This is a genomic window from Winogradskyella sp. SM1960 (genome assembly GCF_020179375.1).
In the GTDB taxonomy this organism is placed as follows: domain Bacteria; phylum Bacteroidota; class Bacteroidia; order Flavobacteriales; family Flavobacteriaceae; genus Winogradskyella; species Winogradskyella marina.
Window position 1 is genome coordinate 41,462 of record NZ_JAICBG010000004.1, and the last position, 24,136, is coordinate 65,597.

Annotated in this window: 20 protein-coding genes; 7 read left to right on the top strand and 13 right to left on the bottom strand. The window is 33.0% G+C overall.

The window, feature by feature from the left end; translation table 11 throughout:
* Positions 1 to 73 precede the first annotated feature (73 nt).
* The 6 genes from K1X16_RS10905 (at position 74) to K1X16_RS10930 (ending at position 7,717) form a co-directional block, all read left to right on the top strand.
* Complete coding sequence (locus tag K1X16_RS10905) at positions 74 to 2,626, top strand: T9SS-dependent choice-of-anchor J family protein (protein ID WP_225036181.1); 2,553 nt, start codon at positions 74 to 76, stop codon at positions 2,624 to 2,626.
* A gap of 172 nt (positions 2,627 to 2,798) precedes the next feature.
* Complete coding sequence (locus tag K1X16_RS10910; RefSeq protein ID WP_225036183.1) at positions 2,799 to 3,800, top strand: glycosyltransferase; 1,002 nt, start codon at positions 2,799 to 2,801, stop codon at positions 3,798 to 3,800.
* 70 nt (positions 3,801 to 3,870) lie between these two features.
* Positions 3,871 to 4,770: a YbbR-like domain-containing protein gene (locus K1X16_RS10915; protein WP_225036185.1), complete on the top strand. Its 900-nt coding sequence runs from the start codon at positions 3,871 to 3,873 to the stop codon at positions 4,768 to 4,770.
* Between the two features lies 1 nt (position 4,771).
* Positions 4,772 to 5,359 (top strand): dephospho-CoA kinase, encoded by a 588-nt coding sequence (coaE, locus tag K1X16_RS10920; protein ID WP_225036186.1) that lies wholly within the window; start codon positions 4,772 to 4,774, stop codon positions 5,357 to 5,359.
* A 108-nt stretch (positions 5,360 to 5,467) separates the two neighbouring features.
* Positions 5,468 to 7,000 carry a sensor histidine kinase gene (locus tag K1X16_RS10925; protein ID WP_225036187.1) on the top strand — a complete coding sequence of 511 codons (1,533 nt, stop codon included), beginning with the start codon at positions 5,468 to 5,470 and terminating at the stop codon, positions 6,998 to 7,000.
* 9 nt (positions 7,001 to 7,009) lie between these two features.
* The gene (locus K1X16_RS10930) at positions 7,010 to 7,717 is read left to right on the top strand and encodes a response regulator transcription factor (protein ID WP_195872689.1); all 708 of its coding nucleotides are present in this window, start codon (positions 7,010 to 7,012) and stop codon (positions 7,715 to 7,717) included.
* Positions 7,718 to 7,935: 218 nt separating this feature from the next.
* Here the strand turns inward: K1X16_RS10930 and miaA are convergent, their stop codons facing one another.
* The 9 genes from miaA to K1X16_RS10975 all read right to left on the bottom strand — a co-directional run bounded on the left by miaA (position 7,936) and on the right by K1X16_RS10975 (position 17,616).
* Entirely contained in the window at positions 7,936 to 8,853 is a 918-nt protein-coding gene (gene miaA, locus K1X16_RS10935; protein ID WP_225036188.1) for a tRNA (adenosine(37)-N6)-dimethylallyltransferase MiaA, read from the bottom strand.
* A gap of 8 nt (positions 8,854 to 8,861) precedes the next feature.
* Positions 8,862 to 9,767, bottom strand: coding sequence for an ion transporter (locus K1X16_RS10940; RefSeq protein ID WP_225036189.1), 906 nt, complete (start codon positions 9,765 to 9,767; stop codon positions 8,862 to 8,864).
* Between the two features lie 25 nt (positions 9,768 to 9,792).
* Complete coding sequence (locus K1X16_RS10945) at positions 9,793 to 11,736, bottom strand: DUF3857 domain-containing protein (RefSeq protein ID WP_225036190.1); 1,944 nt, start codon at positions 11,734 to 11,736, stop codon at positions 9,793 to 9,795.
* Positions 11,737 to 11,741: 5 nt separating this feature from the next.
* Entirely contained in the window at positions 11,742 to 13,106 is a 1,365-nt protein-coding gene (locus tag K1X16_RS10950; RefSeq protein ID WP_225036553.1) for an exonuclease domain-containing protein, read from the bottom strand.
* Positions 13,107 to 13,204: 98 nt separating this feature from the next.
* Positions 13,205 to 13,864 (bottom strand): YggS family pyridoxal phosphate-dependent enzyme, encoded by a 660-nt coding sequence (locus tag K1X16_RS10955; RefSeq protein WP_317196433.1) that lies wholly within the window; start codon positions 13,862 to 13,864, stop codon positions 13,205 to 13,207.
* 63 nt (positions 13,865 to 13,927) lie between these two features.
* Positions 13,928 to 15,166, bottom strand: coding sequence for a DUF1015 domain-containing protein (locus K1X16_RS10960; protein ID WP_225036192.1), 1,239 nt, complete (start codon positions 15,164 to 15,166; stop codon positions 13,928 to 13,930).
* A 61-nt stretch (positions 15,167 to 15,227) separates the two neighbouring features.
* Positions 15,228 to 15,599 carry a four helix bundle protein gene (locus K1X16_RS10965; protein WP_225036194.1) on the bottom strand — a complete coding sequence of 124 codons (372 nt, stop codon included), beginning with the start codon at positions 15,597 to 15,599 and terminating at the stop codon, positions 15,228 to 15,230.
* A 77-nt stretch (positions 15,600 to 15,676) separates the two neighbouring features.
* Positions 15,677 to 16,567: a 3-hydroxyacyl-CoA dehydrogenase family protein gene (locus K1X16_RS10970; RefSeq protein WP_225036196.1), complete on the bottom strand. Its 891-nt coding sequence runs from the start codon at positions 16,565 to 16,567 to the stop codon at positions 15,677 to 15,679.
* 89 nt (positions 16,568 to 16,656) lie between these two features.
* Positions 16,657 to 17,616: a Gfo/Idh/MocA family protein gene (locus K1X16_RS10975; RefSeq protein ID WP_225036198.1), complete on the bottom strand. Its 960-nt coding sequence runs from the start codon at positions 17,614 to 17,616 to the stop codon at positions 16,657 to 16,659.
* 263 nt (positions 17,617 to 17,879) lie between these two features.
* Between K1X16_RS10975 and K1X16_RS10980 the strand changes: the two genes are divergently transcribed.
* Complete coding sequence (locus K1X16_RS10980) at positions 17,880 to 18,521, top strand: protein-L-isoaspartate(D-aspartate) O-methyltransferase (protein WP_195870963.1); 642 nt, start codon at positions 17,880 to 17,882, stop codon at positions 18,519 to 18,521.
* A gap of 82 nt (positions 18,522 to 18,603) precedes the next feature.
* On the opposite strand, the gene K1X16_RS10985 is transcribed toward K1X16_RS10980, so the two are convergent.
* The 4 genes from K1X16_RS10985 to K1X16_RS11000 form a co-directional block, all read right to left on the bottom strand.
* Positions 18,604 to 20,445, bottom strand: a complete 1,842-nt coding sequence (locus tag K1X16_RS10985) for a Xaa-Pro dipeptidyl-peptidase (protein ID WP_225036200.1) — start codon at positions 20,443 to 20,445, stop codon at positions 18,604 to 18,606.
* Positions 20,446 to 20,566: 121 nt separating this feature from the next.
* Positions 20,567 to 21,085, bottom strand: coding sequence for a hypothetical protein (locus K1X16_RS10990; RefSeq protein ID WP_225036202.1), 519 nt, complete (start codon positions 21,083 to 21,085; stop codon positions 20,567 to 20,569).
* A gap of 27 nt (positions 21,086 to 21,112) precedes the next feature.
* Complete coding sequence (locus tag K1X16_RS10995) at positions 21,113 to 21,634, bottom strand: DUF4348 domain-containing protein (RefSeq protein ID WP_225036203.1); 522 nt, start codon at positions 21,632 to 21,634, stop codon at positions 21,113 to 21,115.
* Between the two features lie 21 nt (positions 21,635 to 21,655).
* Complete coding sequence (locus K1X16_RS11000) at positions 21,656 to 24,121, bottom strand: DUF5686 and carboxypeptidase regulatory-like domain-containing protein (protein WP_225036205.1); 2,466 nt, start codon at positions 24,119 to 24,121, stop codon at positions 21,656 to 21,658.
* Between the last annotated feature and the right edge of the window lie 15 nt (positions 24,122 to 24,136).

Here is a 24,136-nt window from a genome sequence, read left to right on the forward strand (position 1 = left end):
GAGGGGTAAACCTCACTATCTTCTATAGAATTAACATATTTTTAAAGAATTACTAACCTAAATTATATTTTTTATGAAAAAAATTACATTATTGATTATTGCTACGTTAGCATTTTCATTCACTCACGCTCAGTATTTGAGCGAAGATTTTGAAGCAGGAGTTCCTCCTGCAGGGTGGATAGATGAAGTCGGAGCTACAAATGGAACGGGAACGGACGTTTGGGAGCAAACCACAGAGCAATCTGTTAGTGGTGCAAATTCTGCTTATTTTAATGATGGAGGAGCTGGAGATAGATGGCTTATTTCTCCTGTAATTGATTTATCTGGAGCAACGGCTCCTGAATTAACTTATTTTGATCATGTTAACTGGAGAAGTTTTGGAGATACACATGACGTATTGTATTCTACGGATTATGTTGGTTCGGGCGACCCAGAAGTTGCTACGTGGACTCTTATTAATGGTGTTCTAGGTACGGAAGATACTTGGGTTGAAAATGGACCATATGCATTGCCTACAAATGCAACGGTATATATTGCTTTTCATTATATAGGTGATAACGCTGCAGACTGGTACCTTGATGATGTCTTAGTGGCTGAAGCACCTACATGTTATGCAGCTGAAATAGATAGTGCAGTTGCCGTTGACGATTGTGACAATTCACAATTTTCAATTTTAGTAGATGTAACCGACTTAGGAAGTTCTGTTAATCTTGAAATTACCAATGATGCAGGTGTTGCTTCTACAACAGTTACAGCTACAGGAGAAGTTACTGTTGGGCCATTTCCAACAGGAACACCAGTAGTTTTAACGCTAGAAAATGAAAATGAAGACACATGTGATGTTGTTTTAGATGCCGTATTAGACTTTTGTCCTTCGGCAGCAAATACTTTAGACTATTACAACTTACAATGGCCAGCGACGTTAACATTTGCTGAAACTGAAGCGGCAGATCAGATGGTTTATGCTCAAGCTTATGAAGCGGGTTTAACTGACACCACAGTTGGAGAGGCTGCAGCAGGTATAGACGTTTGGATTGGTTACAGTACTACAGATACAGATCCATCTACAGAAGATTGGACTTGGGAGGTTGCGACATTTGAAGCAGAAGTAGGAAATAATGACGAATATGCTGTAAACATGGTTGATCTTGGTTTATCGGAAGGTACCTATTATTATGCAAGTCGCTTCAGTTTAAATGCTGGTCCATATATGTATGGCGGTATTTTGGCTGATGGAAGTAATGGTGGTGCTTGGGATGGAACTACAAACATTTCTGGTGTATTAACAGTTACTGCTCCATTGCCACCGGCAAATGATGATTTTGCAAATGCTATTGCTATAGTATGTGGCGATACTGTTAGCGGTGATACGACATATGCTACTATGGATGAGGGTGATGCTACGGTTGATATAACTACTAACGCAGATATAGATTCACCTAATGTATGGTATAGCTTTATGGGTACAGGGGATATTGTAACTGTGTCTACTTGTATGAATACAGACTTTGATACAGAATTATTTGTGTTTACTGGAACTTCTGGAAGTTTAGTTGCTGTTGCTGCAGGTTATGATGAGTGTGGTGCTTCTTGGGATTTCGAGGCAGAAACTACTTTTACTTCAGTAGCAGGTACGCAATATTATATTGCTGTTGAAGGTTATAATTTAACTAGTACTGGTACATTTGAATTAGCAATTACTTGTGAGGCACCTCCAACATGTACTAATGCAACGGCAACATACAGTGTCGTTAGTGATTGTGAAACTAGTGGTGGATTTAACATTGAAGTAGATATTACAGATATGGGAACAGCTACAGATATTACAATTTCTGATGATCAAGGTAGTGATGCTCAAGCAGCGACGGAAGCGACAACTTTAACTTTTGGCCCTTATGTAAATGGTACAGAAGTAGTAATTACAATTTTAGATGATGATGATGCAACTTGTGAGCAATCAAGTGACATTTTAACTCAAGTAACGTGTCCTCCTGCAAATGATGAATGTTCGGGTGCAGAAGCTCTTACAATTGGTGCTACTGTTGCAGGAAGCACTATAGGTGCTACTGGTGCCGCTTCTTCGTCATGTGATGGTACGATAGGTAATGATGTTTGGTATACAGTTACTGGTGATGGAGGTGATATAACAATTACTTTAGATGCAGCTACTGTTGATCAACAAATTGGTGTTTTTGAAAGTGTTGATTGTGCAGGAATAACATTAGGATCTTGTCTTGTTAGTGCAGATGGTTTCACTAATCCTTCATCAGTAACATTTACTTCAACTGCAGGAACTAATTATTATATCCAAGCTGGAGCTTGGTCTAGTTCTTCTGGTGATTCAGATTTTTCTATTACTATAGAAACTACATTATCTACCAATGATTTTGAAACTGAAGCAGCGTTCTCTTATTATCCAAACCCAGTTAAAAATACATTATCGTTAAATGCTCAAAACACTATAGAGCAAGTAGCAATGTATAATATGCTAGGTCAAGAAGTATTAAGAGCAACTCCTAATACTGTTGATAGTGATTTAGATATGTCTCATTTACAAAATGGTACTTACTTTGTTAAAGTAACTATTGCAAATGTGACTAAAACAATACGAGTGATTAAGCAATAGATCTTAGACACTTTTTAATTAAAGAAAAGCCGCTAGTTATAGCGGCTTTTTTTATGCTTTAATTTGAAATGAATAATAAGACGACGTAAACATCTATTGGATTTTTTTGCAGAATCTATATAAGCCATAGTTTCTATAAAAGTTGTAATTGGTTTAATTACCTTTGTGGTATATGAAGGCCATTGATTTTTCATTTATTATCCCTGTTTATAATAGACCAGACGAGATTAAAGAGCTATTAGAAAGTTTTTTAAATTTTGAAGGGGAACACGCGTATGAAATTGTAATTGTAGAAGATGGTTCAACCCAAACATCTGAAGCAGTTATTACTCAATTTAACAATCAATTAGATATTTCGTATTACTTTAAACCAAACTCTGGACCTGGGGATTCTCGAAATTATGGCATGCAAAAGGCTAAAGGGAATTACTTTATTATTTTAGATTCAGATGTGTTGCTACCTTCAAATTACTTGATAGAAGTCAACAGGTTTTTAGCAACGTCATATTATGATTGTTTTGGAGGTCCAGATGCAGCACATAGGTCATTTTCAAACCTTCAAAAAGCGATTAATTTTGCAATGACGTCTTTTATTACCACAGGTGGTATACGAGGCGGAAAACAAAAGGTAGAAGACTTTCAACCTAGAAGTTTTAATATGGGTTTATCTAAAAAAGCTTTTAAAGCTTCTGGTGGATTTGGTAAGATTCATCCTGGTGAAGATCCCGATTTATCCTTAAGGTTGCAAAATTTAGGTTTTAAAACTGCATTAATACAAAATGCTATTGTGTATCACAAGCGACGTATTTCTTGGTCTAAATTTTATAAGCAAGTCCATAAATTTGGAATGGTCAGGCCTATTCTTAACCAGTGGCATCCAAATTCAAAAAGTTTAGTGTATTGGTTTCCTACATTATTTAGCTTAGGTTGTATTGTTTCAATACTATTAGCCGTTTTTCAAATTAATTTATTATTATATGTTTACGGATTGTATTTTGCTGTAGCTTTTATAATAGCTTTAATAACAAATCGAAATCTAAGTGTTGCGTTTCAGGCGTTATTGGCTATTGTAATCCAGTTTTTTGGCTATGGTTACGGCTTTTTAAAATCGACATTTAATTTAGTTATCCTAAGGAAGCATCCTGAAGAGGCATTTCCACAACTATTTTTTTAAATTTTAAATGAATCAAAAGAAGAATTTAAACATACTAGACCATTTAAAAAAGAAAAACGTTAAGCGGTTTATGCTATTCATTATAATAGCATTTGTGTTTTTAATTTTTTCTAAATTTTCTAATGACTATAAGCAAACTATAAACTTAAAAGTTAACTTAGTTAATATTGATGATGAAATTTTAATAAAAAACGATTCGGCAAACTACCTTCAAGCTTATGTAGAAGCTAAAGGGTTTTCATTAATTCCATTTGTATTCAACAATTCTAAGGAACTTCAAGTAAACGCACAAAATGAAGTAACTATAACACCAAATAGCTTTGTTTTCGATGTCTTAAAACATCAATACCTTATAGAGGATCAGCTGGGAAATGCATATGATTTAATTTCAATACTGCCAGATACGCTTTTAATTGCGTACTCTAAAAGAGCGTCAAAGTCAGTTCCTGTGACGCTAAAAAGTGCTGTTAATTATGCCGTAGGTTACGATTTAAAAGAAGAATTTAGTCTTAATGTAGATAGTGTAAAAGTTGTAGGTTCCGAAGAGGAAGTAAACAAAATTAATTCGATATCCACAGAGGAATTGGTTTTAAACGACATAAATAGTGACATAAAAAATACAGTAAAATTAGATGTCTCAGCTTACGACAATATTGATGTTTTTCCTAAAACAATAGAAGTATCAGGAGATGTTGTTCGCTTTACAGAAGGGACAATTGAGGTGCCAATTATTATTGTGAATCAACCAGAAAATGTTGAAATTAATTACTTTCCTAAAACGGTTGCGCTTTCGTATTATGTAGATTTAGAAAATTATAACGCTGTAAAAGCTATAGATTTTAGAGTAGAATGTAACTATGCAGAATTGGAGGAAAATCAAACGTTTTTAGTACCAAAAGTGGTTAAAAAGCCAGAATTTGTAAAGCATATATATATCAGGCAAAAACAAATAGACTTTATCGAATTGTAATATGGTAATAGGTTTAACAGGCGGAATAGGAAGTGGTAAATCCACTATTTTAAAGTGCTTTAAGTCATACGGAATTCCTGTGTATATAGCTGATGACGAAGCAAAAGCATTAATGAACCGTTCTAAAGTAATTAAACGTAAGTTAATTCATTTGTTTGGTGAGAAAGCCTATGAAAACAATGCGTTAAATAGGCCTTATTTATCGTCTAAAATCTTTAGTGATAAAACCTTACTTGCTAAAATGAATGCCATTGTGCATCCAAAAGTCGCATCACATTTTAAACGCTGGTTAACTAAGCAAGATGCAGCATATGTTATAAAAGAAGTGGCGATTATTTTTGAAAACAATCTTCAAAACCAATACGACTATATAATCACAGTAGTTGCAGATGAAGACTTACGAATTCAACGCGTTATGAAACGCGATAACGTTTCAAAAGAAAAAGTAAAGTCTATAATTAATAATCAATGGTCTGATGCCGACAAGGTAGAACAATCTGACTTTGTTATTGTTAATAATGATTTAGAAGATGCTAAAAAACAAGCGCTTAAAATTCACAATACACTACTTAAAAAGTTAAAACACTAATTATAGACATTGTTTTGTTAACGTTAGGTTAAACCTAATTTATACTAAATGTTAAAATGTTAAATTTGACTGATGGGCAAAAAGCTATTCGTGTTATTGGTAATACTAATGAGTTTATCTCTTATAGGTATTATTTTTGTACAATTATTCTTTATAAACAATAGTTTAGAAAACGAGAAGAAGAATTTTACATTTAGTGTAAAGCGATCGCTAAGCTTAGTATCTCAAGCTATTGAAGATTACGAGTATCGCGATTATTTTATGAAACTTCAACCTTATTTAAGAAAAGATAATAAGGCCGATTCTGCTATTATAAAACAGTTATTTATAGCTACTGAAGAAGATAATGATAAAACCATAATACACCGAAACACGATTTTAGAAGAGCGTTTTAAAGTGCCATCATTGTTCTTTGAAATTGATGCAGACAGTTTTAACATTAGTAAACTATCTAGCGAACGCGTTACTGAAACCTATAATAATACCAGCATTGATGGTATTAGACGTATGGATCCAGAAACACGATTGCGAGAGTATTCTTCTTTATCTGCTTTAGATAGGCAGGCGTATGAAGATACATTTCAAACATTGTTAAAAGATAAACCCGTTTATAAACGTGTTACAGCAAAGCAAGTTGAAACCTTACTTAGACGAGAACTCAGATCTGAAGGAATAGATCTTAATTTTGAATTTGCTATTTACGATGATGATTTGGCAACTAAAATAAGATCAGAGAATTTTGAATTAGTAGATGAAACAGCTTATGGTGTCTATGTGTTTTTAGATAATAACAACGAGAGCAGTTACAAACTTTATATCGATTTTATTGATAGAAAAAAGTTCTTGTTAGAATCTGTTTTATGGATGATAATTTTGTCTATCATCTTTACAGGTATTATAATTATTGCTTATGCTAGTGCCATTTATCAGTTAATAAGACAACGTCAAATTTCACAAATTAAGACGGATTTTATCAATAATATGACGCACGAATTTAAAACACCAATTGCGACGATTAATTTGGCTTTAGATTCTATTAAAAACCCAAAAATAATCAACGATAAAGAGAAAGTGTTGCGTTATTTAGGAATGATAAAAGATGAAAATAAACGTATGCATGCGCAAGTAGAAAATGTATTGCGTATTTCAAAATTAGAAAAGAACGAATTAAATATTAGTAAAGAGCGCTTAGATACAAACGATTTGGTAGAAGATGCCATAACGCATGTAGAACTTATAGTTGAAGACAGACAAGGGTATGTTAAAACACATTTAAATGCTGATAGAACATCAATTTTAGCTAACGACACGCACTTTACAAATGTAATAGTCAACATATTAGATAATGCCATTAAATACTCGGATGGTGCACCTAAAATAGATGTACACACCGAAAACGTAGGAAACAATATTCTTATAAAAGTGGTAGATCAAGGTAATGGAATGACAAAGGCAGTTGCCAAGAGGGTGTTCGAGAAATTTTATAGAGAACACACTGGAAACGTACACAATGTTAAAGGTCATGGGCTAGGTTTGGCTTATGTAAAAAGAATAGTAGAAGACCATCAAGGTCATATATCAGTAGAAAGTGAAAAAGGAAAAGGCAGTACTTTTATTATAAAGATGCCGTTAATATCATAAAAACGAATTATGGAAGAACAAAACAAAAAAATTCTTTTAGTAGAAGACGATCCAAATTTTGGAACTGTTTTAAAAGATTATTTAATGATGAACGATTACGACGTTGTCCATGCTAAAAATGGGATGGAAGGTTTTGAAAAGTTCAAAAAGGACGACTTCGATCTATGTATTTTAGATGTCATGATGCCTTATAAAGATGGTTTTACTTTAGCTAAGGAGATCAGAGAAAAAAATGAAGACGTGCCAATTATATTCTTAACAGCTAAAGCCATGAAGGAGGATGTACTTAAAGGTTATAAAGTAGGAGCAGACGATTATCTTAATAAACCTTTTGATAGCGAAGTTTTGTTAATGAAAATAAAAGCGATTATGCAGCGTAAAGCGAAAGATACCGTTGCAGATAGTAAGCAATTTGAATTTAAGATTGGTCGTTTCGATCTGAATTCTAAACTGCGTTTCCTTAAATTTGATGGTGAAGAACCTTCTAAATTATCACCTAAAGAAAATGAATTATTGCGTTTATTGGCACTTCATGAAAATGATTTAATGCCAAGAGAATTAGCATTAACAAAAATATGGAGGGATGACAACTATTTTACATCTCGAAGTATGGACGTGTATATTGCTAAATTACGTAAATACTTAAAACCAGACCCAAATGTTGAAATTTTAAACATTCATGGAGAAGGCTTTAGGTTAGTGATAAATAACAAATAAGTTTCCTTTATATAGTTAAAGAGGCTGTCTAAAAAGTTAAAAAACTACTTTTTGTCACATTGAGCGCCGTCGAAATGTCTTTAAATCTAGAGCATTAGGTTTTTAGACTACGTTCAACTTGACAATAGAATTAACTTTTTAGACAGCCTTTTTTTTTGTTATATTCAGAGTTTTTTTGAAAAATATAACAGTTTCAAAATCAATTAATCATTGCGTCTTTACTGCATTTTAGAGTTGATATGATGTATGATTTCATCAATATCAGTTTCAAAATCAAACCAACTAATTGTATCATCTTTTCTAAACCACGTTAATTGACGTTTAGCAAAGCGTCTGGTATTTTTTTTGATTTCAGAAATGGCAAAATCTAAGGTAGTGTCTCCTTCAAAATGAGCAAATAGCTCTTTATAACCAACCGTATTTAAAGCGTTAAGATCTTTGTGTGGTACTAATGCTTTAGCTTCTTCTAGTAACCCGTTTTCTATCATTATATCTACACGTTGGTTAATTCTATCGTAGATCATAGAACGATCTGCATTTAGTCCGATTTTAATGGATTTAAATGGTCTGATTTTTTCAGAATTTGTTAGAAAAGAAGAATAGGGTTTCTTGGTTCCTATACAAATTTCTAAAGCTCTAATAACGCGTTTAGGGTTATCTATTGCAATAGAATTGTAAGCAGTGGGATCTAAGGTTTTAAGTTGTTCTTGTAAAGGTGATATGCCTTCGGTTTTAAACTGAAGATTAAGCGAAGTCCTAATTTTGGAGTCCACCTCAGGAAAATAATCCAAACCCTCCGTTACTGCTTTGACGTAAAGACCAGAGCCTCCAACCATAACTACAACCGGATTTGTATGATGCAATTCTTCAATTTTAGAAATGGCATCACGTTCAAAATCACCTACGTTAAATGGTTCTTTAATAGATTTATGTTGAATAAAATGATGCTTCGCAGCGTTTAGTTCTTCTTTTGAAGGTACAGCGGTTCCTACCTCCATCTCTTTAAAGAATTGACGCGAATCGGCGGATACGATTTCAGAATTAAAATGTTGAGCTAACTTTATGCTTAATGCCGTTTTGCCAATGGCAGTAGGGCCAACAATAGTAATGAGATACTTCTGGGAGATTTTAGACATTAATTAAGCTACGATTTTTTAGGATGGAGTTCATTTCCACAGTTATAACAATATTCTGAATTATCTCTGTGGTCAGACACAAAACAGTTTGAACAGTGTTGTGAATTAAGCTGAATCGTAATATTGTCATCTGGGTTTTTATAAGGATCATAGCCTTTGTTTTTAAGTCCTTCATTTTCGGCATCTTCTTTTTGACTCGTTCTAACATATTCGGCAGATACAATTCCTGTAGGAACAGCAATTATTCCATAACCTAAAATCATAATAAAGGTGGTAATAAATTGGCCTAATGGAGTCTGTGGCGCTATATCTCCAAACCCTACTGTTGTTAATGTTACTACACACCAATAGACGCTTTTGGGGATGTTATCGAATCCATTAGCTTCGCCTTCAACCAAGTACATAATCGTTCCGAAAATTATAGATGTAATCATCACGGCAAATAAAAAGACCATTATTTTTACACGACTAGCAACTAATGAAGCTTTTAGGTGGTTTGAAGCTCCTAAATATCGCGCTAATTTTAAAATTCTAAATACCCTAAGTAATCGTAATGCTCTTAAAGTTACTAAAGCCTGAGAACCTACAAATATGAAAGAGAGATACATAGGTATAGTCGATAAGAAGTCAATGATTCCTAATGAACTAAAGATATATTTAAATGGTTTTTTTACCGAAATTATTCTTAAAATATACTCGATAGAAAACAGAATTGTAACTACCCACTCTCCAATATAAAGGAGTTGGTGGTATTTTTCATCTATACTAACAACACTTTCGAGCATTACTAAAATAATGCTAAGCAATATGAATATTAGCAATAGTATATCAAAAAGTTTTCCAGAAGGTGTGTCTGCTTCATAGATAACTTCATGTAGTTTTATTTTCCAATTTTCTTGCTTATTCGGTTCCATATTCTAAATGTACGAAAAAGTTAAATTATAGTTTTTCTAAAGTAATTACAGTGTTGTTCTGTAGTTCTACAACTTTATCCATAAATAATTTTAAATACGGGTAATATTCTGGTACGTAAATAGGTAAGTCAAATTTCACTTTAAAATAAAGGACCAATTCATTATTTATTAATTCAGTATTAAACAGCAAACTACCAGAGTTGTTAGGTAAACGATAGTTAACTGGTTCTGGTAAGTCTATAACTTTTAAATCTTCATTTAAATTAATCTTAAAACTATAATTATAGATGTCTTTATAACCAAAGTCTATAGGATACGTTCGTTCTTGAAGTTTAAAAGGGTTGCTTTCAAAGAATTTAATAATAAAAGGATTTAAATATATTTTGTTGCCAATTAATTCTGGTTCAATTACAATGTCTAATTCCTCATTGAAATTTGAATCGGCATGGTTTAATACATCATGGTTTTTAATTATAATATCTGTGAACTTATTGGTTTTTCTCTCTAAATAACTTTCTGAGTTGTCGTTAAATTGTTGGATAGAACTATGAGAGTGATAACCTGTAAGCGTACTTAATATTTTTCCAGTAAACTGTTCGTCTTTATAAGAAGATAAGTCTACACGATGCCTTCTTGTAGAGTATTCATTGATTATGATATCCTCCCAAGAACTTCCTTCCTTAAAATCTATGAGGCGTCCGTATTGATTTAGAGTTCTAAATGGTAACTCCCCAAACGATAGGTAATTGTCAGTAGCATCTAAATAGTAGCTTTTATTATCTATTGTCGTTTTTAATATCACATAGTTGAAATCTGTTAATACAGGATAAACAGTTGTAGCGAACCCGTTTCCTCTAGTAGACATTAATATAGGGAAAACACTAAAGTCTTCGTTAGATAGTAGGTTTTCTAACAATAAATTTATTTCAAAAACGCTTCCTACGTTGTCTTTTATTAGTGTTTTTACTGAAACATCATAACGTTCAGATTTTCGATTCCATTTATAATTATTAAGTACAAAGTTGTATATGGCTTTGGCTTTTGTGAGTTTATCTGAAATTGAGATAATAGAATCTGGCAAAATATTTCTTACAAGACTTTTTTTACTAAGCTGTCTTCCAAAATCAGCGTCGGTTTTTAGTTCGTTATCTGCATCTTTCCAAGTTTTTGTATATTTATCTACGCGACCATCAAAGGCATTAAAAACACTCATTTCGTATTCTACTCTAGACATATAGTTTAAAGCGGTAGTGGTAAAATCCTCATCTCGGTAAGCTGGTATATCTTTCATCACGTATTTAGAGATACTACAATCTGTTTTTCCGCCATTGCCAATTACTATGCAGTTTTTTTCTAAACTTATGTCATGCGTATCTAAGGGTATTGAGCCAACAAGTTTAGTATGGTATTGATAATTACCTGGTATACTTGTGTTGTATTCGCTATATAGAACAGGGTCAGTGCCTTGAAAATACCATGGCTGATATTTTGACATAAATCGAGATTGTGTCTCGTAACTTACCGTAATTATACTACCTACTTTTACATTAGGAAGCACAAACTTAACAAGTGTATAGTTCTCGTTTTCTTCTTCAAAAATAGCTCCCTTTGTTAGTTCTGTTTTTACAATTTTACCATTCTCTAAGTTGTAGGTGGTTCCCCTTATATTTTTAATCCTTTCTTTAGACGATTTACCTTTGTAAAGTTTAATTTCAAATTGGCCTCTCTTAATGCCTTCAGTTCTTAAAATTTTGATTTTTTGCTGATTTTGCACTCTGAGCCAAAAGGTTTTGTCATCTACAAAACTGTTGCCATAATCATAGATTACCAATGCGTTAGCTGTAGAATCTTTATCATAAGTTGACAGCTCTAAATCACTTTTAGAAACAGGCATAGCAATATTATAATCTTGTGAGTAACCATGAAAAGTAGCAAAGACAGCTACTATTAGTATTAACCTTAACGTCATATATTTTAATTTAAATCAACAACTTTTAATCTTTTATTTCGTCGCAGATAACTTTGAATAATATGCTGTGTATCTTTATTGTTATCCATAGGTGTTATTAGCGATTTTAAAATCGCTTTATTATTTATTTGATGATTAAGATCAAAATATCCCATGCCTTTAAATATCCCATCTTCTATTAAGAAAACACTTTTTTCTTCAATATCTCGACCTTTATCAATGATAAGCATATTTTTATTAGAATAACTATACTTTTCTATAAGACCGTTTACCCTTTTATTATACGATTCTTTTGGTTCTTCATTAATACAAGCACCATTGCACTCTTTTACTTCGTATTTAAAGCAACTCGTTTTTGTAGTGTATAGGTCGGTTAGTTTTTGGCATAAGTTATAATCGTCTGCCGCTTTAAACATAAAATGTTTACCACTTGCTCTTGTATTGAATGTTGTAATAGGAGCTTCTTCTCTGTTAGATTTATCGATAAAAAGATTTATATAACCATTAGAATCCGTAAAATGATACAATGCATGCGTAAATATAGTTCGTCGTAATGCTCTGTTAAAAATCGGTTTATTCGCTTTTATGGCAGCACTCTCCTTTAACAACGCAGCTAATTCACTTCCTGTTTTTTCATAGGTTACTGTACTTACTAACTTCTGAATTTTCTTTGACTTAGAATTTGTACCTGTAAAATGCTGAACAATTCGTTTTCTAATGTTTTTACTTTTACCAATATATATAATATCTCCGTTGGCATTATGGATGTAATAAACTCCAGTGTCTGAAGGTAATTCTTCTATAATATCTAATAGGTTTGGCGCTATTTTAGATTTTTTTTCAATCTTAATTGCATTTTTTACAATAACCTTATCTAGATCTTTGTTAAGTAGCATTTTAAACAATTTCACTGTCGCCATGGCATCTCCATTAGCTCTATGTCTATCACTCATAGGAATACCTAATGCACGCGTCAGTTTACCTAAACTATACGAGTTCATATCAGGAATAAGTTGTTGAGAAAGCTCAACAGTACAAAGTGTTTTTCTTTTAAATGGAAATCCTAAACGTTTAAATTCGGTTTTAAGAATTCTATAATCAAATGAAGAATTGTGAGCAACTATGATGCAATCTTCAGTGATTTCGACAATGCGCTTAGCCACCTCATAAAATTTTGGTGCATTTTTAAGCATTTTAGAATTGATACCTGTAAGATTAACCACAAAAGGTTGAATTTCACGTTCTGGATTAACCAATGAAATAAATTGGTCGGTTACTTTATGGCCATCAAATTGGTAAATTGCAATTTCGGTGATGCCTTCTTCATTATACTTACCACCTGTGGTTTCTATGTCTAGTATTGCGTAGATGTTATTTGCTTTTAGTTGTTTATACACTAAATCGAACTAAGAGAAGCAATCTAAATATTGCATGAGATTACTTCGAAGTATGGTATCGAAATGATGTATTACTTATAATTTCGTGACCCAAATATACTACTTCCAACACGAACCATAGTACTTCCGCAGTCAATTGCTAATTTATAGTCGCCACTCATTCCCATACTAATAGTATTGAGTTCCGTGTTTATGTTTTTAAGGTCTGAAAATGTGTGTTTTAGGAATTTAAATTCAGTTTCAACTTGTTTCATATCATCTGTAAAAGTTGCCATTCCCATAACACCAGTAATTTTGATATGCTTTAAATCTGAAAATTCATCCGATTGCAAAAGGGTAGCAGCATCAGTTGCAGACATTCCAAATTTACTGTCTTCTTCTGCAATTTTAATCTGAAGCAAACAATTAATAATTCTATTGTGTTTTTTGGCTTGTTTGTTAATCTCTTTTAATAGTTTAAAACTTTCCACACCATGAATTAAACTTACAAATTCAGCCATATATTTCACTTTATTTCGCTGAACATGTCCAATCATGTGCCATTCAATGTCCTTTGGCATGTCTTCATGTTTCTCAACCATTTCTTGGATTTTATTTTCGCCAAATATGCGTTGACCAGCATTGTAGGCTTCCATTAAATCGCTAATAGGTTTTGTTTTAGAAACGGCAACTAAAGTGACGTCTTCTGGTAAGGTAGATTTTATATTATTTAAGTTGTCTTGAATGTTCATTTTTGATGTTTGTTGTTTAGTTGTCTGACTCAACAACTAATAGATAAACGATTAACTCTTTTTTTAATATTCATATATCGTAATCCCACTTCTCAATTTCGGTAGAATATAAGTGCTTTTTGGTGGCATTGTTAAGCCTTCATCTGCAATTTGTTTCATCTGTTCTACATTTGAAGGACACATACCAAAACCTACGACGTATTCTCCGCTATCTACACCACTTTTGATGGTCACCATGTCGTGTTGGCCATTAACATACGAAATTCTATTATCATGTCTTAAGTCATTAATACCTAAAATGGACTGAAGAACCGTTTTGTAAAGTATTTGCGCGTCTAACTGGTCTAATGCAGTTTTAAATTCGTAAGCTGTTTTACGTAAATAAAGGGAATAAAACTCACCATCTAAATACATGCTAAAATGATGTGGTTTAGCTGGTTTGTATGGTATTTGACCTCTATTTTCAATACGATACGAAGCATCTAGTTGTATTAAAAATGCTTCTTTTGATAACCCATTTAAATCTGTAATGAGCCTGTTAAATTCATGAATCACTAAATCCGATTCAGGAATTAAATACGACATAAAAAAGTTATATGACTCATTACCATTGTGATTAGGGTTTTTTGCTTTTTCATCTTTATGTAATAGGTAAGATGAAGCAGATCTATGATGACCATCGGCAATGTAAATGGTCTTCATTTTCTCAAATTCATTTTGAATGGTAGCAATGGTGTCGTCATCATCTATTTTCCACAGACAATGAGTATCTCTATACGTCATTGTAAACTCAAACTCAGCATGTTCCTTTTGAGTTTCCTTTATAATATTTGCAATTATAGCATTATCAGGATAGGTTAATAATACAGGTTCTGCATTAAAGCCAACGGTTTGTAAATAACTTTTAAAGGTTTCTTCACGTTTGGCAATCGTATCCTCATGTTTTTTAATAATGTCATTTTCATAATCTTCAGCACTTGTAGCTGCAACAATGCCACTAAACTCTTGTTTATGTCGATTGACAATTTTATACACATAAAACGATGGTTTTTTATCTTGAATAAAAATACCATCCTCTTTAAATTCTAAATACCGATTTTTTACTAACTTGTAACGTTCTTCACCTGTAACTTCTTGGTCGTATTTGTAACCAGGATTAACAATATGAAGAAAACTAAACGGATTATAAGCCATTCGAGATTCGCGCTCATCAATTGTGTAACTTTGATATGGTCGCGCAGCAACAAGTCCAACGATTGCTCTTGTTGGTTTTACAGCTTTGAATGGGGTTATTTTTGGCATAAAATAGTAATCAGTGTTCAGTGTTCAGTAATCAGTGTTCAGTAATCAGTGTTCAGTCGCTTCAGATTTTTTGAGATCCGAATTTCTCCGGATTTCGAATCATATAATTTATAAGTTTTCCAATTTCAAGACTTTGGTCTGTGAGTTCATTAAATTGCTCTTGGCTAATATAATCACAAGCCAATGCAAATTCTAACCAAGTTTGTGTTTCAGAATTTTCAGCATCACAGTCAGTTAATTTACTTATAAAATGTTTTGGGTAAAGTCGTTTTCTATAGGCTTCTGCCATATTTGCGCAAACACTTCTTGATGAACGTCTAATTTGATCAGTTAATGAATAGGTCTCTTCTTTTGGAAATGATTTAGATACATCCAAAATTTTCATAGCCAAATCAAATCCTTTCTTATAGGCAAGTAAATCTTGAAATTTCATAATTTATTTAATTATTCGATAGCTAAGCATTAATATTACTGACCACAGACCACAGACCACTGACCACTGACCACTGACTACTTCATAAACTGCCCAGAAACTTTTTCCGCTTTCCGACTCTCAGCATAATCATAAAACCCTTCTCCAGATTTTACACCTAGTTTACCAGCCATAACCATATTTACTAATAAAGGACAAGGTGCATATTTAGGGTTTTTAAAGCCATCATACATGACATTCAATATAGAAAGACAAACATCTAATCCTATAAAATCGGCCAATTGTAATGGACCCATTGGATGTGCCATTCCAAGTTTCATTACGGTATCAATCTCTTGTACACCAGCAACTCCGTTGTAAAGCGTTTCAATAGATTCATTAATCATTGGCATTAAGATACGGTTGGCAACAAAACCAGGATAATCATTAACTTCTGTTGGTATTTTACCTAAGGTTTTAGATAATTCCATAATGGTTGTTGTGACATCATCACTTGTGCTGTAACCTCTAATGATTTCTACTAATTTCATAATGGGTACAGGATTCATAAAGTGCATACCAATTACTTTTTCTGGTCGCGATGTAACTGCAGCAATCTGAGTAATTGAAATAGACGATGTGTTTGTAGCTAAAATGGTATCAGCATTACAAACGTCGTCGAGTTGTTTAAAGATTTTTAATTTTAAATCTAAATTTTCTGTGGCTGCCTCAACAACCAAATCAGCATTTTTTACACCTTCTTCTGTTTTTGTGAATGTGGTAATGTTTGCTAAGGTTTCAGCTTTATCAGCGTCACTAATTTTTTCTTTAGCCACCATTCTGTCTAAATTTCGAGCAATGGTATCCATGCCTCGTTTTAAAGACGCATCACTAATATCGATAAGTTGAACGTTAAATCCTGATTGTGCAAATGTGTGTGCAATTCCATTTCCCATGGTTCCTGCACCTATAACTGCTATATTTTTCATTGAAAATTTATTTTTTATTCCCGATAAATCGGAAATCTATTCTTTTATAACTTTGGAATATTATTTTGAGATTCCCCTTTTTATAGGAATTAAAACTGATTAATAATCATATTGGCAACACGTAAGGCTTCCGTACCATCATGTAAAGTTACAATTGGCTTTGTGTTATTGTTAATAGCGTCTGCAAAGGTTTCTAGTTCGTCTAAAATAGCGTTATTGTTGGTTATATTTGGATTGTCAAAATAGATTTGTTTTTTAATACCTTCTGCATTTTGAAGAATCATATCAAAATCACCAGGATTATTAGGTGCATCCTTCATTTTTACAACTTCACATTTCTTCTCAAGAAAATCTACAGAGATGTAAGCGTCTTTTTGGAAAAAACGCGTTTTACGCATGTTTTTTAATGAAATTCTACTCGCTGTTAAGTTGGCAACACAGCCATTTTTAAACTCTATTCTTGCATTAGCAATATCGGGAGTTTCACTCACCACTGATACACCACTTGCAGAAATATGCTTTACAGGAGACTGCACTACAGAAAGAATAATATCAATATCATGAATCATTAAATCTAAGACCACAGGCACATCTGTACCACGAGGATTAAACTCAGCCAATCTATGACATTCTATAAACATCGGACTTTTTATTTGGTCTTTAACACCAATAAACGCAGGATTAAAGCGCTCTACATGTCCAACTTGGCCTTTAACTTCATTTTCAGCAACCAAAGTTCTGATCGTTTCTGCTTCTTCAACCGTATTGGTAATTGGTTTTTCTATAAAAATATGTTTCCCTTTTTTGATGGCTTTTTTTGCACAATCGTAGTGCGAAAGGGTAGGGGTTACAATGTCTACGACATCAACAGCATCTATTAAATTGTCTATTGAATCGAAATACGTATAACCAAATTCTTCAACTACACGTTTAGCATTTTCAGGATCTGCATCGTAAAAACCTATAAGGTCGTATTTATTAGATTGATTGAGTAATCTTAGATGAATTTTACCAAGATGACCAGCACCAAGAACACCAACTTTGAGCATATTTTTATGTTTTTAACAAAAATAGTAGATTTGAATTAGATAATTCGTAAAGAATGACTAAAAGTTCATTGTCTAAATTTTAAACATGATAAATTGTTTTCTTTCGTATAAGTTTTAAAATTAAAAACATTTCATCTTATTAATGTGATTAGTTTTAGTTTATGAAAATATCATCAAAATTTGAATTTCATTTTAAAATTTGAACTTTTTGAGGTTGGAAATTGCTTTTCTTTGAGCTATTTTTACAGAAACTAAACTACGCTTTGAAAGATACATTTAAGCATCAAGGGATGCGACAGCAACTTGTTGAAACACTAATAAATAAAGGTATTAAAGATAAATCTGTGTTAAAAGCAATTGGAAAAATTCCAAGGCATTTATTTATGGATTCAGGATTTATAGATTATGCCTACCAAGACAAGGCATTTCCTATTGCTGCTGACCAAACCATTTCTCAGCCTTATACTGTTGCTTTTCAATCTGAATTATTGCAAGTGCAACCAGGTGATACTGTGTTAGAAATTGGTACAGGTAGTGGTTATCAAACTGCTGTACTTTTAGAACTTGGTGCTAAAGTTTACAGCATAGAACGTCAGCATGAACTCTTTAAAAAAACGTCTAAATTTCTTCCTAAAATAGGCTATAGAGCAAAGAAATTCATCTTTGGAGATGGTTATAAAGGTTTACCAGTTGAAGCTCCGTTTCAAAGTATAATCGTAACAGCAGGTGCTCCTTATGTACCTAATCCGCTGTTGAGCCAATTAGCCATTGGTGGCCGTTTAGTAATTCCTGTTGGAGATGATGTACAAGTAATGACCTTATTTATTAGAAAAGGACCAAAGGATTTTGAAAAACACGAATTTGGTGATTTTAGGTTTGTTCCAATGTTAGAGGATAAGAATTAATGTATCCTCTGAAATAGAGTTTAGATTTAAACGTCCTTCACACCTCGTAAAATTTACTAATATCGTCTGTTGAAAGGCAACACTAGTTTGTAGCCTTTACAAAAGCCTCTTTCCCACCAACCACAGGTAAGGTTAATGACGTATCACCCAAGTGAATTGTTAGTTCTGTTCCAGGTTTTGGGTGCAAGGTAAATTCTTTATCACTTGAGAATATTAAAAAACCTATTTGTTGTCCGGCTTTTATAATCTGATCGTCTGGTTGTAAATCAAAAGAGACGGTGTAATCTTCACCAACGACTAAATCTTCTTCTTTAGTCAAAGACTTATGATTTTTAGGATCTGCCCAACCACGTGTAATAATATTGTCTGTAATTTTAATGTCTTCTCCCTCTTGCCATGGCAAAGAAACTAACCAAACTGATAAATTGGCTGCAGGTTTACTACTAGCTAATGAGATTGTAACATTTGGAACACCTGAGATATGAAGGTCTTCTTTTAATTTTGGAGTTACGTATAGTAGTCTGTTTTTCGAGGTTGTTGCTTTGGCATGCTCGCTTCCTGAAATTGAAGCGTCATCAGAAAACATTTCTTCTGCCTCTGCAACTTTATCTAATGTTAGGCCTCCAATAGAAGCTCCTCCAGGTGTTAAATGTAAGGTTACATCTGAAGCGTCAGGATTTGGATAATCTTTATATGCTGTTGGTGCTTGTGGATCATCATGTTCTCTAACAATATAAGATTTGTTTTCTTCCTTTTCAACACCATTATCAACACCATGAAGATATTTAGTAAACCAACGATTCATCAATGTCATTGGAGGTGGTCCACCGTGTCCGTTTTGATGATAAAATATTTGAGTTGGTAGTCCTTTTTCTTTTGCAGCCTTATAAATTCGATAACTGTGTTCTGGCATAACATTCCAATCGTTAAAACCATGTGCCATTAGCAAGGCAGCTTTCATGTTATCCATTTGGTTAAGGTAGTCTCGTCCTGCCCAAAACTCGTTATAATCTCCAGTTTCTCTATCCATACCGTTTTTCATTTCGGTATCTCTCACAGTCTTATTATTGTAAGGCCTGTTTTCTTCTTTTCCGCTATGTACAAAGTCATACAGCACATCAATATCTTCACCTAGATAACCACCTGGCGAACGAACTAAACCGTTAGAACGGTAATAGTGATAGTACGATGTGTTTGGTGCAATAGGAATAATAGCTTCAAGACCTTCAACACCTGTAGTTGCTGCAGCTAAAGGTAAAGTTCCGTTATATGACGTTCCTGTCATACCAACTTTTCCGGTTGACCAATAGGCTTTAACTTCTTCATTTCCTTCGCGCTCAGTGTATCCTTTTGCGCGTCCGCATAACCAGTCTATCACTGTTTTTGGTGCTAACGTTTCATTTTCTCCACCAATGGTTGGTGCTCCGTCAGATAAACCTGTTCCTGGTGACGAAGAATGCACAACAATATAACCTCTTGGAACCCATTTTCTAAGATGCGAATTAGAAATAATTGGTCGTTGTCCTCGTCTTGTAACTTCAGGGTGAACACGCTCTTTTCCTGTTTCTCCTAGTTCAATATTAACGTCCCACATAACTCCTGGTAAATCTGATGCCACTCCAGCAAAATAAGGACTTGTAACGTAAATTACAGGTAGCTTTAAACCTTCTGTTTCAGTTTGTTCTGGTCGTGTTACAGCAACGTGCATACGATCTGGTTGACCATCTCCATCCGTATCAAACTCGGTTTCTACCCATAAATCGTGACGAATCCATTTATTAGTGTCTACAAAGGCATCAACAATTTGTGCTTCTCCATCTTTAAAAATGGGTGTTGCTTTTTCGGTTGTATTTTGAGCACAACTTACTATTGAAATTGATAAAGCAATCAGTACTATTGAAATGGATTTTGGTGAGATGATCATTTAAATAATGTTTTGAAAGTGTTTTGATAAAAATAGGTTGAAAAATATAATACCTAATTATGATTCTCTTAAATTTAATTAAAGTGGATTCTTGCCTTGTTAGGAAATGTACATAATAGCATTAATTTTTAGGCAAATAGTCTTCTGGAATAGGAAAATCTTCAGATTCTTGTTTCCAATACAAGTTAATAATCCACCAACGTGTACCATCATTAAACAACTGAATGCTGTTAATGCCACGCATAAAAGGTGCTTTGTCGTCTTTACTTTTATAAGCTTCGTAGGTGCTAAAAACCTGCGTTAAATTTCCGAAAGTTTGTGTCTCTCTTTTTATTTCTATTTCATGAAATCCGTTTTGCTGTAACCAATTGCCTGAAGTTTTAATATAGTCGCTTGGTGACATATAACGAACGGTTGTTTTTCCATCTTTTACACCTATTGGAATTAGTTTCGCATCTTTTCGAAACAAATGCTTAAATAAATCCCAATCACGTGCTTCTTCTTTATCTCCAGAAATGACTGAATATAAGGTTGCAACTGTGCTATCTATAGTTGTGACTTTACTTGAGTAATCTTTTTTTTCTTGTGCAGCAACACTTAGTGTAATGAGAAGTAAAAGTATTGTGATATTGGTTTTCATAATTTGTAGTTTCATTTGAAAATTAATTTAATCTCCAAGTTGCTCTTTTTTAACTAAATACCATTTCCCTTTTTTTCCTGAAAAATAATATTTTGAATCGCCTCCTGTTTCAATACCATACCAATGGATAACCCGTTGGTTTGTTGGTCTTAAATTTAAATCAAAGTTATCATATATTTGGGTTCTTTCACTTGCTGTATTAATAAAAAATGAATTGTATGTCCATTTGTCTTTATTTAAAGATAATGTGTCAATTTTTCCACCTAAATCATCTTTCCATGTTATATAAGTAAGTGGGAATATAATTCTTTGTTTTTGAAAGGTTGAATCTGTCATAAAGTTCCAAAAAAATGAATTAAAATTCTCATTAAATATGGATTTTTCTTTTTTACCAGCTTCTGTTTTTAGTATTTCTATTTTATTATTTGATTTTGTTAATTCAATTTTTAAACTGTCAATAGTGCGATTTAAATCAGAGTTATTGGTATTAGTGTTGGATTCACAATTAAATATACATAACACAAAAACTAACAATAGTAATTTTTTCATTGATAGAAATTTTTAATAAAGTTAAAAGAATTTTAAACCAAACATAATAGCATCACTCTGAAATCCGCTTTGATAAGAACGTATATAATCAACTCTTAAGAACCTCCATTTTCCCCAACCAATATTGTCAATACCTACAGAATATTCTTGATAAGGACTAAAATCTGGTTTTGCTAAAAGATGAGCACCTACTACTAAGTTAAAATTAAGTTTATTGAGTAAAGGTGTTTTTCCAAGTAAAAAGCCATTAAAATCGTGTTCCACATGGCCTTCAAAATAGGTGTCGTTTGTACTTGCCGAATAATAATCTAAATTGTTGAATACATTAGTATAGTTGCCTTCTGTGCTGACATGTGTTTGGTTGCCATTAAAATGTTGGTAATCCATAAAGGCAATATCTTCGGCATTAAAAAAGGTTCCGGCTTTTACATTATACATAAATCGACCTTTGTCTTTTATATTAAACGATTGCCTTAAGCTTGCTTTTATTTGATCGAAATTATAATCACTATTTGTAGCACCAAATCCTTTTTCGTAACCCAAGTATAAAGTCGGATAATCATCATTACTAACATTGTATTTAGCATCTGGATAACTTAAATATTCTTGACCAAAATTAATTCGGGCATCTACAGAACCTTTTACAATATTGTGTGTTTCAAATGGTGCTATACCAAATGCTGTATCGTTTAGTGGATTATTACTAGTGTAAACATCATTTTCTTCATTTATAAATGTTTGGTCTGTTGTGTTGAAGAGTGCTTTTCGTCGCTCGTAACTTAAACCTGCGTATAACCTGAAGCCGTTAAAAAGTTCTTCCGAATAATTTAAAGCCAGATAACTTTTGTCGTACAATTTTATGTAATTATCTTCAAAAAAGAGCGTGCTTACAGAATTGATTAATGGTGAAATAGGATTTGAAGGATTAAATTGTTCCGCTGAAACTCCACCAGACAACGACAAGAATGAATTGCTAATGCTATTAAATTTATACGTTAATGAGCCTATTGCTCGTAAACGTTCATCTGAAAACCCGTATTGAAAGTTCCCATTAACGCTTAAGAAACGATTAAAATCGTCATAATTTTTTGTGTAGAATACATTAGCATTAGCTGTATAGCCTTGTACAGTATTAAACTGAACTCCTAATAACGGAATATCATAACCCAAACGGTAATCCTTATGTGAATTTTGATAGGTGTAGCCTAAGATACTTCCTAGTTTGAATTTATTTCTAACATTATCTATAGAATCTAAATAGGGTTTAGACTCTCGTAGAACCTGAATACTATCTTTTTTTACGTAATCTGTACGTTCTTCTGAAGTTAGAGGTACAGGTCTAATGGCATTCCAGAATATAGAATCCTTTTTGTTGGCCTCTTTTTCAAAAGCGACAATTTCTCGGCTAAAATCACTTCTTGTAAGTCCTGAGTTAAATTCGTAATTACTATACACTGCTGTAAAACGACCTTCACCTTTAATTCCGAATAAAGCATATTTAAAATCGATACTTTGCGAAATTAGAGCCCAAATATCATCGGTTTCAGAATATGAAAAGCTCTGTTGTAACGAAATTATATCGACCATAGGAATACGTGCTTGGACTCCAGTAAGATCTAATTCTAGAGCGTAAATATCCCATTGGTCTTCAACAATATATATAAAGCCCGAAAAAACGGGGTCGTTAATACGTTTAGGAGTCACTCTAATTTTATTAATCAGGTTGCCTCTGTCATCATAAAATATACCTTCCAATTTATAACGATAATAACTAAAAGCATTATTTGCTATTGGTGAAATAATTTCATTTCCAAAATTCACCGAATTATTATAGAAATTGAAATTAACGTCTAGAGCGCTATTGAAACTGAAACCATTACTGTCACCACTTATTTTTGAAGCTGTTATTTTTTCTTTTAATTTATCTGGACTCAAAAACTGAAGATGAGAAATGGTTTCAGATAAGTAAACGATACCACTTCGGGTGGAGTCTAAACCACCTCCTAAGTCACCTACCTCTTGACCCATTATTTTTTCGGGAGCATCTTTTATTTTTATGAGTCCTCTGGAATAGAAATCAGCTTTGAAGGACTTAATTTTTTCAAGATTAGCTTTTCGTTGTGCTATGGCTTGTTGCATTATAGCGTTCGCCGGATCGTTTTCAGAGTCGATTACAACTTCGTTTAACGAGACAGATTCCTCAGTTAATGTAACATCTAGTTGATATGGAAATTGATCTACAGTAACTGTCTTTTTTACAGTTTTGTAACCTAAATAACTGTAAACAATGGTATATGTTTTTGGTGTTGAGATATTGAGGTCGTAATAGCCATCGTCATTACTTGTTGTGCCTTTGTAGGTATTCTCAATTACTATATTTACAAAAGGAAGTGCTTCGTTGTTTTGATCCGTAATGTTTCCTTTAATTTGTGCAAGAGCTAGTGTGCTAAAAGCAATTAGGAAAATATTGAGTAGTTTTTTAGTCATATAGTATTGATTGAT